The sequence below is a fragment of the Acinetobacter sp. RG5 genome (genome assembly GCF_031844265.1).
GTDB lineage: Bacteria > Pseudomonadota > Gammaproteobacteria > Pseudomonadales > Moraxellaceae > Acinetobacter.
The window spans coordinates 131,292-144,526 of the sequence record NZ_JAUZUV010000002.1 but is presented as its reverse complement, the minus strand read 5'-3'; the positions used below and the strand labels follow the sequence as shown (position 1 = coordinate 144,526).

12 protein-coding genes, 4 tRNA genes and 1 riboswitch are annotated in these 13,235 nt (G+C 44.9%); of the genes, 3 read left to right on the top strand and 13 right to left on the bottom strand.

What is annotated here, in order from left to right:
• Positions 1-12 precede the first annotated feature (12 nt).
• Positions 13-672, bottom strand: a complete 660-nt coding sequence (ribB, locus tag Q9R21_RS03360) for a 3,4-dihydroxy-2-butanone-4-phosphate synthase (RefSeq protein ID WP_044108711.1) — start codon at positions 670-672, stop codon at positions 13-15.
• 106 nt (positions 673-778) lie between these two features.
• Positions 779-933: riboswitch (FMN riboswitch) on the bottom strand.
• Positions 934-1,103: 170 nt separating this feature from the next.
• On the opposite strand from ribB, the gene Q9R21_RS03355 reads away from it, so the two are divergent.
• Positions 1,104-2,909: a DUF2157 domain-containing protein gene (locus Q9R21_RS03355; protein WP_155861549.1), complete on the top strand. Its 1,806-nt coding sequence runs from the start codon at positions 1,104-1,106 to the stop codon at positions 2,907-2,909.
• The gene (locus Q9R21_RS03350; protein WP_005106315.1) at positions 2,906-3,490 is read left to right on the top strand and encodes a GDYXXLXY domain-containing protein; all 585 of its coding nucleotides are present in this window, start codon (positions 2,906-2,908) and stop codon (positions 3,488-3,490) included. The genes Q9R21_RS03355 and Q9R21_RS03350 overlap by 4 nt, the downstream gene beginning before the upstream one ends.
• A gap of 71 nt (positions 3,491-3,561) precedes the next feature.
• Here the strand turns inward: Q9R21_RS03350 and panD are convergent, their stop codons facing one another.
• The 11 genes from panD to Q9R21_RS03295 form a co-directional block, all read right to left on the bottom strand.
• Positions 3,562-3,942, bottom strand: a complete 381-nt coding sequence (gene panD / locus Q9R21_RS03345) for an aspartate 1-decarboxylase (protein WP_004280606.1) — start codon at positions 3,940-3,942, stop codon at positions 3,562-3,564.
• Between the two features lie 144 nt (positions 3,943-4,086).
• Positions 4,087-4,668 carry an aminoacyl-tRNA hydrolase gene (gene pth, locus Q9R21_RS03340; RefSeq protein WP_086044568.1) on the bottom strand — a complete coding sequence of 194 codons (582 nt, stop codon included), beginning with the start codon at positions 4,666-4,668 and terminating at the stop codon, positions 4,087-4,089.
• 18 nt (positions 4,669-4,686) lie between these two features.
• Positions 4,687-4,983 (bottom strand): 50S ribosomal protein L25, encoded by a 297-nt coding sequence (gene rplY / locus Q9R21_RS03335; RefSeq protein WP_004645781.1) that lies wholly within the window; start codon positions 4,981-4,983, stop codon positions 4,687-4,689.
• 98 nt (positions 4,984-5,081) lie between these two features.
• Positions 5,082-6,035, bottom strand: a complete 954-nt coding sequence (locus tag Q9R21_RS03330; RefSeq protein WP_004280601.1) for a ribose-phosphate pyrophosphokinase — start codon at positions 6,033-6,035, stop codon at positions 5,082-5,084.
• A gap of 36 nt (positions 6,036-6,071) precedes the next feature.
• Positions 6,072-6,146: transfer RNA gene (locus Q9R21_RS03325), tRNA-Gln, on the bottom strand.
• Positions 6,147-6,238: 92 nt separating this feature from the next.
• Positions 6,239-6,313: transfer RNA gene (locus Q9R21_RS03320), tRNA-Gln, on the bottom strand.
• 18 nt (positions 6,314-6,331) lie between these two features.
• A tRNA-Gln gene (locus Q9R21_RS03315) sits at positions 6,332-6,406 on the bottom strand.
• A gap of 25 nt (positions 6,407-6,431) precedes the next feature.
• Positions 6,432-6,506, bottom strand: a tRNA-Gln gene (locus tag Q9R21_RS03310).
• A 2-nt stretch (positions 6,507-6,508) separates the two neighbouring features.
• Positions 6,509-7,336: a 4-(cytidine 5'-diphospho)-2-C-methyl-D-erythritol kinase gene (ispE, locus tag Q9R21_RS03305; protein WP_311203776.1), complete on the bottom strand. Its 828-nt coding sequence runs from the start codon at positions 7,334-7,336 to the stop codon at positions 6,509-6,511.
• Positions 7,337-7,357: 21 nt separating this feature from the next.
• Positions 7,358-7,936, bottom strand: coding sequence for a lipoprotein insertase outer membrane protein LolB (lolB, locus tag Q9R21_RS03300; protein ID WP_311203730.1), 579 nt, complete (start codon positions 7,934-7,936; stop codon positions 7,358-7,360).
• 7 nt (positions 7,937-7,943) lie between these two features.
• Positions 7,944-9,656: a tetratricopeptide repeat protein gene (locus Q9R21_RS03295; protein WP_216071046.1), complete on the bottom strand. Its 1,713-nt coding sequence runs from the start codon at positions 9,654-9,656 to the stop codon at positions 7,944-7,946.
• A gap of 79 nt (positions 9,657-9,735) precedes the next feature.
• On the opposite strand from Q9R21_RS03295, the gene hemA reads away from it, so the two are divergent.
• Positions 9,736-11,025, top strand: a complete 1,290-nt coding sequence (gene hemA / locus Q9R21_RS03290; RefSeq protein ID WP_311203729.1) for a glutamyl-tRNA reductase — start codon at positions 9,736-9,738, stop codon at positions 11,023-11,025.
• A 140-nt stretch (positions 11,026-11,165) separates the two neighbouring features.
• Here hemA and Q9R21_RS03285 read toward each other — a convergent pair whose 3' ends face one another.
• Complete coding sequence (locus Q9R21_RS03285; RefSeq protein ID WP_311203728.1) at positions 11,166-13,088, bottom strand: DNA primase; 1,923 nt, start codon at positions 13,086-13,088, stop codon at positions 11,166-11,168.
• Between the last annotated feature and the right edge of the window lie 147 nt (positions 13,089-13,235).

Genomic DNA, 13,235 nt, shown 5'->3' with positions numbered 1-13,235 from the left:
TTTTAAATAGACTTATATATTGTGTTGCTGGCGGTACTGTACCAGTTCATCAATGGTAATTAGGCTCAGTTGATGCGTCTGTGCATACGAGAGAACTTGAATACCAGAAGCCATGCTGCCATCCGGATTAGTCAGTTCACACAACACGCCGGCAGGTTTTAAACCAGCCAGACGCGCAAGGTCAATAGTACCTTCAGTATGACCACGCCGGGTTAAGACACCACCTTCACGGGCGCGTAATGGGAATACATGACCAGGACGATTCAGATCACTGGCAACTGCGCCGTCTTTAATCGCTGTTTTAATTGTAGTCGTGCGGTCTTTGGCAGAAACACCGGTTGTTACACCCTCTACTGCTTCAATACTTACAGTAAAGGCAGTTTTAAACTGGCTAGAGTTATCTTGTACCATTGGTGGTAACTCTAAATGGTTTGCCAGCTCATCAGTCAGACATAAGCAAACGATGCCGGAACCATCACGAATCATACGCGCCATGGTTTCTATAGTTAAAGTTTCAGCTGCCACAATCAGATCGGCTTCATTTTCACGGTCAAAATCATCCATGACCAAGACAGGTTTGCCTTGGCGGAGATCTTCGAGTGCCTGAAGGATACGTTGTTCAGCAGGGGCTAAAGCAGAAAAGAAAATTTCGGGTTGAATCAAACTTGACATTGAAATGCTCACCTAAACTAAAAATATGATTGAACATTTCAGGACTGAGTGAAAATAGGCTTATAGCAAAAACAGGTGTATGCACGGCATACAGCCTTGGTGCTGCTTTCGTCTTCTTTCATCCGGACTATACCGTCGGCTCTGGATTTGCACCAGATCTGCAGATCAATCGAAATTGACCGCTCGTGGGCTAATTCAAGCCTAATTATAAAAAGCTGAAATTACCACCGGTGGGGAATCACACCCCGCCCTGAAGCGATGTAAGAACATTATAGTCCTGATTTTAAAAAGATGGGATGGTTGAAATGGAAAGTAATTTGCAGAATTTTAGATAAACAAAACAGATAATCTGAATTACCCAGGTTTTTAGCAAAATACTGGAAACATGCTATGGTGTGAGGAAGATTAGAAATCCTTCAATCATTCTAACAATGCATAAAACTGAGCTGATCCGAAATAATCAATTTTCGCCCTTGCTGTTCTGCAATGTAGAAGTACTACGTTATTTAAAAATCTTGGGCTTGGCACTCATCACGGTCAGTTTGCTGTATTTAATGGCAGCGAACTGGTGGATGCTGCCGGATCCGGTTCAGCTGGCAATCCCGATGCTGATTTTACTCTGTAGTGCAACAGCAAGTATTTACTTCGACCAGCAGGAATGGGTGAGACAGAGTCTGGATACAGTATCTGGTCTCATGCTGGGTTTAAGTCTGGCAATGATTGGGCAGATTTATCAAACTGGCGCAGATAGTTATCTGTTATTTTTGCTCTGGTCAGCCTTGCTCTTACCATGGCTCTATCGCTCCAATATTGGCATTTTTGTCATGCTTTGCGTAGTGAGCCAGCTGACGTTGTATCTGTATTTTAAACAGAGCTTCTGGATGGGAAGAGCAGAAGGGTTGTATTTGCTCGGTCTAAATTTGCTGACAGCACTTAGCTTTGCGTATGCCATGCGCTATTACGCGCTGCTACGTTTTCTGTTTATCGCATTTGTGATCGTGATTTCGATCAGCAGCATGATGCAGTTTATTCATCACTCTAAGCTGATCTATTTAGCTTCTTCAGTTGTTTTACCGACAGGTGCCGCATTTTATTTTTATAGGAAACATCAGGCGCTAGAAGTCATTCTTCTCATTGCAGGTTTGGCTGCCAGTGTGAGCTTATGGGTATTTGAACTGGTTGAAAATCAACTGACCAATTCAGCTACTGGACTATTTGTGCTAGCTGTGCTGATTTTTGGCTGGTTTGCCTTAATTAGTTTTGCTTTAAATAGAATTTTTCCACAAACCAAATTTTCTGTGATTCCTCTGGCACTCGGTGCCTGGATTTCGGGGATTATTCTTGCAGTCCTGTTACTGACTTACTGGGAAGCATTTTCGATTTTAATGGGGATCATTTTTATAGGCATCGCCTGGAAACTGCTGGGTCAGCAGGCTTCAGTTTTTATGCACCAGTTTGCCTATTGCTTGTGGATCTGTGGTCAGGCAGCAGTTTTAATTCATACAGAACTGCTGACCGACAGTATAGTTGTAGTCTGGCTGCTGCAATTATTAATGCTGGGGCTTACTACCATCAAACGGATGCACTGGTCTATTTTGACCCTACAGCTGCTGATGACGCATGCATTAGCAATCGTGGTTCTGGTCTTAGAGAATTCTTTTAAACATGATGACATGGTGATCAGTATCATACTCAGCTTGAACTATGTCATTTTCATCGGAATATTCCTAACAGCGCGTTATTGGCAATCTTCGCATTATCAGAAAAGTATCTTTCTCTGGATGATTGCCATGCTGACAGGTTCAGCGGTGGTTCAGGCGGTGACCGGATTAGAGCACTGGCACAGCATTGGACAGATCAGCTTTGACCAAGTCCTGTTATTTTATATTCTTCCGAGCTTATTGTTGTTCAGTTTTATTTGGCAAAACTGGCAACAATTTTCTGAAAAATGGCTCTGGTTAATTCCGGTTCTGGGTTTATTACTGATCCTGCTGGGCTATTTTGAAATTTTTATCATTATGCTGCTCATGGCCTGGGCTGTAGTCTATCAGCAACGACTGATGCAAGCTCTGTCGATTTTATTGCTGATCTTCTGGTTATGGATGCTGTATTACAATCTGGGGCTGAGTTTCCTGGTAAAGAGCCTAACGATTTTCATCTCAGGTCTTATGGTTTGGTGCATGGTCTATGGCTTAAAGCAGGTAAGGATTAGACCTGGTCAGGAGGAAACTGCATGAAAAAGTTTCTTCCTCTGATTCTGGCCGGATTCAGTATTCTGCTCTTTGTGGGATTGATCCTGAAACATGAACATCATTTAGTGAACAGCCAGTCCATTTTCGTCGAGCTTGCTCCGTTCGATCCGCGCTCAATCTTGCAAGGCGATTATATGGTACTGAATTATGAGCTGCATTTCGAGGGTGATGCTGAAGCGGATCGTGGAGAAGAGGGTAGTTTAGCGGATAAGAAAATTGCAGCCTTAGAAAAGCATATTCAGGATCAGACACATCTTCTAAGCTATGTACAGCTAGATGATCAGCATCGTGTGATTCAAACTAGCATGGATGAAAATCTTTTAAAAACTCATCAGGGAACTTCCGCGCGTTTGCTTCTAAAAAATCCTTCCAATCGATTAGCCAATTTATATCCGGCAGCGAGTAGCTTTCTGTTTGCAGAAGGATTGGAGCCGTGCTATCGCAACGCAAAATATGCCGAGATTAAAGTTAAAGATAATGGACAGGCTTTATTGGCGAATCTGGTGGATCAGAATCTGCGAGCTTTAAATTGCGAAAGCCAAAAAGACTGGGTACAAGGCGGTTAATTAAGATCTATTTTTAGAAGTATTTTTCAATAAAAAAGCCCGCATATTGCGGGCTTTTTAAAATCTTGGACTTAAGCTACTTGCACAGGAATACAGTTCGCTGTGTGGCTGACTGTATTGTTTGGGTTAGCATAAACTAAGCGAGGCTGATGGGCATTCGCTTCAGCTTCAGTGAAATCGCCAAAGGTTGCAATAATCACGATATCGCCTACATCGGCCTGATGCGCAGCGCCACCATTGACTGAGATGATGCCTGAATTGTCTTCGCCACGAATTGCATAAGTTGCAAAACGTTTACCATTGGTCACGTTCCACACATGAATTTCTTCGTATTCACGAATGCCAGCCAAATCCATCAAAACGCCATCAATTGCACATGAACCTTCATAGTGTAGTTCTGCATGTGTAACGTGAGCGCGGTGAATTTTGCATTTTAATAAACGAGATAGCATGGCTAGCGTCCCCTGAGTTGACCTAAGAGTTTGATCATTTGGTTAAATCAATCTTGCTTGCTGTATGGTGAACAATCGAGCAAACGCATTTTGCGCTTAAATAAACTTTCTGGCAAGCGGAATTGTCCAGCAATTTTTGAATGTTTAGTTCGGCTTATATGCGTTGATTTGATTCATGGCTTGCTGTACTTCACCGTTCACCAGCATTTTTGTGCGGGCGAGGGCATGGGAAATCGCATCATCCATTAAGTTCTGTTCGCTGCTAGGTGCTTTACTGAGCACATGACCGGAAACACGGTCTTTGGCACCAGGATGACCAATTCCAATACGCAGGCGATGGAAGTTTGAACCAATATGCGGAACGATATCGCGTAGACCATTATGACCACCGTGACCACCGCCAGTTTTCAGGCGAATGACACCAGGATTCATGTCCAGTTCATCATGGGCAATCAGGATCGATTCAGGTGCGATATTGTAAAATTTGGCGAAAGGAACAACACTTTTACCGGAAAGGTTCATAAAGGTTGTCGGTAGAAGAAGACGGACGTCTTGACCTTCGATATTGCCACGACCGCTAAATCCATTGAATTTCGGGTCTTTTTTGAGGACAATGCCATATTGGTCTGCAAGGCGTTCTACGAACCAGAAGCCTGCATTATGGCGGGTTTGGGCATACTCAGAACCTGGGTTACCCAAACCAACAATCAGTGAAATATTTGACACTAATTACACCATTAACACTTATGCGCGTTTGAAGTCAGCGTGCATTGGTGTGTTTTTAGCTGGGTGACGTTGTAACGCTTGGATTTTCACGCTTTCAACTTTACCGTCTACATCAATTTCGATAACTTCTTCAAAGAATGAATTGTTTTCTAAGAATTTAACAAGCTGACGAAGCTCAACAGTAATTGCTACAGGAGCAGCTTCACCACCGTAGATGATTGCAGGAACTTTAGCTTGAAGACGAAGGCGGCGGCTCGCACCTTTCCCTTGAACTGCTTCTTCACGTGCTGCTGCGTTTAATACGAAGTTTGCCATGATAGACATCCTATTTAAGTTAAATGAACCAGACTTGCGACCAGTCTGGTGAGTAAAAGCCCTACCAAATGGCAGGGCTTTGAAAATTCAGCGCTCTATTATAGATAAGAATCAAACATTGCGCTAATAGATTCTTCGTTGTTAATACGACGAATCGTTTCGGCAACCATGCTGGCTACTGAAACCTGGCGAATCTTGCCCAGTGCTAAAGCTTCATCAGAAAGAGGAATGGTATCAGTCACAACCAGTTCATCAATCACAGAATTCTTTAAGTTTTCAATCGCTTTACCAGAAAGTACTGGATGCGTTGCATACGCAACAACCTTGCGAGCACCGAAAGTTTTCAATGCATCAGCAGCTTTGCATAACGTACCAGCAGTATCTACCATGTCATCAACAATGACACAATCACGATCTTTTACATCGCCAATCAAATGCATCACTTGTGATTCATTCGCTTTTTGACGACGCTTATCGATGATTGCAAGATCGATATCGCCCATTTGTTTCGCAACAGCACGTGCACGCACTACACCACCTACGTCAGGTGAAACCACCATCAGGTTGTGATGCGACTGTTGACGCAAGTCAGCAAGTAGCGCTGGTGTACCGTAGATGTTGTCTACAGGGATATCGAAGAAGCCTTGGATCTGGTCAGCATGCAAGTCGATCATCACCACACGGTCAACGCCTACAGTAGTGAGCATGTCTGCTACAACTTTTGCAGTGATTGGAACACGTGCTGAACGTGGACGACGGTCTTGACGAGCATAACCAAAATAAGGAATCACGGCAGTAATACGACCCGCACTTGCACGACGCAAAGCATCAGCCATCACCAAGATTTCCATCAGGTTATCATTAGTTGGGGCACAAGTAGGTTGTACGATAAATACGTCTTTACCACGAACGTTCTCAGTAATCTCGACAGCAATTTCACCGTCAGAGAACTGACCTACAGAGGCAGCGCCTAGAGGAATATGTAAGTGACTTACGACTTTTTGAGCGAATTGTGGATGCGCAGATCCACTAAAAACGACAAGATTGGGCATGAAGCACCCTTGGCGGTTGGGATATATGGGAATAGATGGCAGGGGTAGCTGGATTCGAACCAACGGATGCCGAGATCAAAACCCGGTGCCTTACCACTTGGCGATACCCCTAATGCGGCAGAACTTTAATATTTTTGCGGTAAAGTGTCAAGGTAAATTAACAGTCTTACAGCAAATGAGTGTTCTGTCTTTTTTCGAGAAAATGGCAGGGGCGGCTGGATTCGAACCAACGGATGCCGAGATCAAAACCCGGTGCCTTACCACTTGGCGACGCCCCTAATTTGATGACTGTAAGATGGCAGGGGTAGCTGGATTCGAACCAACGGATGCCGAGATCAAAACCCGGTGCCTTACCACTTGGCGATACCCCTAATACAGTACATCTACAGGTGAAAATGGCAGGGGTAGCTGGATTCGAACCAACGGATGCCGAGATCAAAACCCGGTGCCTTACCACTTGGCGATACCCCTATCTACACTTTAAACTGAACTAAAGGTGATTCTTGTAAACTGTTGACCAGGTAAGCTTTACATGGTGCATTTGCAAGAATATCTTCGATATTCAGATTTTCAGTGACTTCAATAAACACACAAGCACCTGTACCTGTAAGCTTAGCTTTTCCGAACTGGTCGAGATATTGCATTGCTTCATCTACTTCAGGATATAAGCTTCTTGCCAGCGGCTCAAAGTTATTTCCAAAATCAGATGGCGTTTCCTGATAGGCGCAAAATTTAGAGCTCTTCGTGTCTCTTGTCAATGCTTTTTGCGAAAAAAGCAGTTGAGTGCTGATAAAACAATCAGGTTTTAACACAATGAATTTTTTTTGATCTAAGTCTATGAATGTTAAGTGTTCACCAATGCCTTCAGCCCAGGCATTTTTACCATGCACAAATATCGGGACATCTGCCCCTAGTTTAACTCCGAGATCTGCCAGTTGCTCAATATTTAAACCGCACTGCCAGAGCTGGTTGATCACAATCAGGGTCGTCGCTGCATTGGAAGACCCTCCACCCAGACCTGCACCCATCGGAATGTTTTTTTCCAGACGGATCTTTAGCCCGCAAGGCGTTTTGGCATAAGGCTTCAACAACTGGATCGCCCGATAGATTAAATTCTGTTGCAGATCGACTGAGGCCAGGCCTTCTATCTGAATCGCATCATCAGCGCTTTGTTCAAAATCCAGCCAGTCATACAGATCAATCAGCTGAAAAATGCTTTGCAGCTCGTGATAGCCATTTTCACGGCGACCGGTAATATGTAAGAACAAATTCAGTTTAGCAGGCGAGGGAACACGAATCATCATGGGCTAACATCAGGTCAATTAACGGTTTTCAATGATCATTGTAATACGGTTTTCCGCACCACTTTCAAGTGACTGCTTTAAAATCAAGCGGTTTGGCATTTTGGCCTGCGCATTGTAATTGAGATCGACCGTCCAGCCCTGTTCAATAATCTGGCTAATCCGCTGTGTATCATCTTTTTGCAATTTGGCAGTCGTTGTCGCAGGGCGGGCCTGTACCCAGTCCACTAAATAGCTGATTGGTGCTTGCCAGCCTGTGGCGCGTTGCAGTAATTCTTCGGCACTTGCCGCCTGAATCACACCTGTTTTAGCACTGTTTAATGTGACTTGGCCGGGCGTGCCGGAAATCTGGGTTTTGCCCACACCTAAAATGCCACTCAGCTCAATATCAAATTCTTCTTGCTGTTGTACCCAGGTAAAGAATGCGCTGCCAGTCTGTTGAGGGGTGCGAACGCCAATTTTACCTTGCAGCTGAAATTGATTCTCCACCTGTACAGACGGAGTAGTAGGCGTTTGTGGCTTGATCATCTGCTGACAGCCAGTTAAAAATAAAGCAGTGGCTGCAAAGGCACAGCAGCCCAATTGGCTTAAATTGCGCATAAATTAATTAACTCGTTTTGGTTTGTGGTGCTAACAATAGCGAATTAAGTTGTTTCAATTCTGGGTCATTTGGATGGTTTTGTTGTAATTGTTGTAACACTTGGTGGAAGTGTTGTAGATCACCTTTCATGTACAAGGAACGGGCATAACGTACCCCAATCTTCACATTCGGATTCAATTGATAGGCTTTGTATAACACATCCGCAGCTGTGGTGAAGTCATTCTGTAAATAACAGATATAACCATAGGTATCCAGAATCGATGCCTGTTCTGGTGCATATTCTAGTGCCTGTTCGACATAGCGGCGTGCTTCTTCGAGGCGACGGTTTTGCATCGCCAGGGTATAGGCATAGGCATTCAGATAGGTCGGACTGTTCGGTTCAATTTTAAGTAAAGTGCTGAGTAGTTCATCCAGCTTGACGCGATCCTGATGGGGATCCAGCAACAGAACTTGCGAATAGACCAGTTCAGGGTCATCCGGCAGGTTTTTGCTGGCTTCTTCCAACAGGCGAATCGCAGCTTTTTTATTCTGCATGCGCGTCAAAATATCCGCCTGAGCTAGATAGAGGAAGCTGGCATGTTGTGGATAATTCACCCTTTCCTGGGTTAAGAAACGCAGCGCATCATGCAGCTTATCCTGCTGGGCGAAAATCGAGATCATGTTGCGACGTGAGACGGTGTAAAGACTGCCATCGACCAGACGATAATAAGCTTTCGCCGTTTCATAATGCTGTTTGCGTTCTGCATTCACCGCCAAGTAATAATAGGCTTCGTTTTGATATTGCGCAGAATAACGCAGTTCGACCAGATATTTTTCGGCTTTCTCGTATTCTTCCAGGTCAATACTGGTCAGTCCGGCAATAAACAGGGCTTCTTCAGCAGTCGGCCATTTTTTTAGAATGTCTTGCAGTTTTTTCAGAGCCAAAGTCGCTTCGTTCAGCTTGACCAGATATTTGACTTCGGCCAGACGTACATCCAGATTATTACGGTGTTTACGGCTGGATTTTTCATACCATTGCAGTGTCGCCTGAGTATCGCCGAGTGCATTGAGCAGATTGGCCTTCATCAGGATATAGCCGGTCGCATTCGGACGTTTTTTTAAGGCGCGGTTAACTGTATTTAAAGCCTGTTCAAGCTGACCATTTTGTGCTTCCAGACCGGCCACTAGCACCAGAATAGATGGATTGTCCTTGGCTTTAGTGGTGCTTAAGGCCTGAATCAGATAAGTACGATCCTCTGTGCCTTCCGGTGAAATTCCGGCGAGAATTTCTTCCAGATCGGCACTGTCATCAATTTGCAGGATTTTTTCTAAGGTCTCAGCAGCCAGCTCATATTCATGCGCTTTAAGGGCAATATGTGATAAATAAAATAAAGCAGGGACGTCTTGTGGCTCTTGTACCACCCAGTGCGTGGAGATATCTAGTGCTGCCTGTAGGTCATCATGTTCCAGCGCGACATTCAGTGCACGCTGCTTGACTGAAGTGGAATTGCTCTTGATCGCCAGCACCGTATAGTTGTGCAAAGCAGTCGGAATGTCATGTGCAGCGATGGCAAACTCAGCCATCATACTTTGTTTTATCGCATCATAATTTTGATTTGCATGGTAAACTGCTTCCGCTGCATAAAGATGCGCAGTCGAAGCCATGCTACCCACCAGTAGGAATGTGGTAGAATATTGCTTAATGGTAGGGCCGTTGATACGGCTAATTGTTTGACGCAATTTTTTATTGATCCAAGTAATGCTTTTTATGACACCGATGTTGCACAATAGCATAAATTTAGTGAAATGATGACCTGATATGTCTTTCTTTGCATTGGGTGTCAACCATCAAACTGCCTCTGTAGAACTGCGTGAACAAGTGGCGTTTAACCCTGAAAAGTTAAGTGCCATTCTTGCCGAGCAAAGCCAACACCCTGAACTGAACGACATGGTGGTGGTGTCTACATGTAACCGGACCGAAGTTTACGCCATGTCTGACAATGCTGACATGGTGCTGAACTGGCTCGCCCAGAAAAATGGGGTGGATGTCAAACAACTGCAACATCATGTCTATCGTTATGAAAATGCCCAGGCAGTGACGCATCTGATGCGCGTCGCCAGTGGACTGGATTCACTGATGCTGGGTGAACCACAAATTCTGGGACAGGTCAAAACTGCACTTTCTCTGGCCAAAGACTCCCATACGGTGTCGCGCGATCTCAACCGGATTTTTGAATATGCTTTTTATGCCGCTAAACGCGTGCGTTCGGAAACGGCTGTCGGCAGTCATGCGGTCTCGATGGGCTATGCGGTGGCGCAACTGGCCTTGCAAGTATTTAGTCATCCGGACAAGCTGACCATTATGGTGGTAGCAGCCGGGGAGATGAACAGTCTGGTGGCCAAACACCTCGCAGAGATGGGGGTGGGCAAGATTATTATCTGTAACCGTACCCGCGAGCGTGCGGATATTCTGGCACAGGAAATTGCACATCGAGTTGAAGTTGAAATTATAGATTTTGATCAGCTTGCAGAAAATCTGCATCGGGCCGATGTCATTTCCAGTTGTACCGGCAGTTTACATCAGGTGATCCATTTTGCCGATGTGAAGGCTGCACTGAAAAAACGCCGTTACCAGCAGATGCTGTTGGTCGATCTGGCCGTACCGCGTGATATTGATGCCAAAGTAGAAAGCCTGGACGGGGTTTATCTGTATGGGGTCGATGATCTGCAAAGTGTCATTGAGGAAAATCTGGCACAGCGCCGTCAAGCGGCGGTTGAAGCTGAGATCATGGTCAATCAGCTGGCTACAGAACTGATGACCCAGCAGAAGGTCAAACAGGCCGGGGCGACCATTCATGCCTACCGTGACCACGGGGAAACATTACGTCAGGAAGAGCTGGCATTGGCAATGCAGCGTATTGCCAAGGGTGAAAAGGCAGATACTGTACTGGCCGAGTTTTCACATCGTTTGACCCAAAAACTGTTACATCCAACCTCTATTGTGCTGCGTGAAGCAGCCAAAGCAGAAGACCCTGCCTATTTTGAGCTGTTACAGGAAGAACTGGGCAATGTAGTTGCGAAACGTCGTAAATCCAGGCATTCATTTTAATCAGTATGATGAGAGGCTTGGTTCTTTGCTGATTATTACTTCAACATAAAAAACCAGCCTGATTATTTGAGAAAATGATAAATAATACTGAGATCTAGCACCGACTTCCTTTGATTCATAAGAATAAATGATGTGGAAAATCAGTCTTCTAATAGGGTCATCGAGCGTTTGCGGTCAATTTCATAAATCTGCATTTTCAGGTTTTTCATTTCAGCAATGCTGTTAAATTTCTTGGATTTAATCTTGTTTTTTAAACACTGATATTGCAGCTTGGTTGAAAAATCAGCCGCCAATTTGTCGGCCTGTTCTGGTGATGAGGTGTAATCGCTGACATTGGCATGCTGCAGAATATGCTGCAGTTCATGATGATGGGCTGCGCAGGCACCGAGCACATAATAGATCGACAGTTCTGGGTCATCTGGCAAGTCATCAAAAATCACATTCAGAATGTTCAGAATTTTAAACAGCAGCTGATCTTCTGCCACCAGCGCGCGCAGCGGTTCAAAATGAATATACAGATAAGGATGATTCATCAAGATCGCAATCACATATTCTTCAGCATCAATTTTAGTACTAAAGCTTAAAGATGCATCCGTATTGACCTTGGGTTGCCATTTACGGTTAAAGCCCAGTTTTTCACGGAAAAATTGCTGCAGCAGATAACGGAAGGAACCGTGTTTGGGCAGTAACTCGGTCAGATTTTTTAGTTCACCCATAACCTGACTCTTGCCTTCAGGTGTGGTGATGTCCTGATTTTGGGTCAAATGGGCAAACACGAAGTCCGACATCAACGGTGCCTGTTCAAGCAAGCGTCTGAAGTTTTCTATCCCTTCACGACGGATCAATGAATCTGGGTCATGGTCAGCGGGCAAAACAAAGAACTTCAGCTCTCGGCCATCATTCAGCAGGGGCAGGGCAATGTCCAAGGTACGGCGCGCTGCTTTTTGACCGGCAGCGTCTCCGTCAAAGGCAATGGTCAGCCGATTGCTCTGCTTGAACAGAATATTCAGATGATCTGTATTACTGGCTGTACCTAAAGTGGCTACTGCGCCATGAATGCCATATTGCTGAAGCGCAATCACATCCATATAGCCTTCGACCATCAGCCATTCTTGGGCTTTCTGTTTGCGGCCCTCATAGAGGCCATACAGCAACTGGTTTTTATGGAAGACTTCAGAATCTGGCGAGTTGATGTATTTCGGCTTGATCTCGTCATTCAGGGCACGGCCGCCAAAGCCGACCACACGGCCCTTGGTATCACGGATCGGGAAAATGACTCGTTCACGCAGCAGGTCAAAATCACGGCCACTGTCGCTGGTGCGAATCAGACCTAAAAGTTTTAAGCCCTCAATATCCTGAGGAAAGGCTTTTTCCAGATGTTGCCAGTCTTCAGGCGCATAGCCTAAGCGCCAATAGGCAATGGTCTCTGCAGTCAGACCACGCTGCTTGAAGTATTGCTGGGCACTCGGGCTATTTGGGAGTTGGCGCTCATAGAACTGCGCGATATTTTCTAGCAGGTCGTAGAGGTTACCGTCTTGCTGAACTTCCGCCATCGGTAGGTGTTCAAAAGAAGCAAAAGGGTCACCATAAAAATCCTGTTCGACTGTCTGAAACTCTGCAAATGGATCGAAACTCGCCGTAGATGCAGCATTATTATTTTCTGTTGGAGCGTTATTCTGTTGCGGCTGAGTTTGTGGTGCAGTTTGAGCAGGCACGATTTTGGGTTTGGCTGCTTCACGTTTATATTTTAATTTATTGGAATCAGTATTGTCTTTAGGCAGTTCGATGCCCGTCTGGCTGGACAGGTCTTTCATCACTTCGACAAAATTACGGCTGCCAATGTCCATTAAAAAACGGATGGCATTACCGTTGGCCTGACAGCCAAAACAGTGAAAATACTGTTTGTCACGATAGACGTGGAAAGACGGTGATTTTTCCTGATGAAAAGGGCAGCAGCCTGAATAGGTACGGCCTGTTTTTTTCAGTTTTACGAATTGACCAATCACATCGACAATATCGGTGCGATCGAGAATCTGATCAATCGTATGTTGAGGAATGGCCATGGTCTGCTGAGCTTCTCGTGCTGGAATCTAAGGTCTAAATCACTGAAAAAATGAAAATAGTCTAGTTGGACATTGAATATTTCAAGTTCCTTTGTATACCTTTTGCACGTTTTGTTCAAGCCTGGGCAAGACAACGCAAAAGGGCAA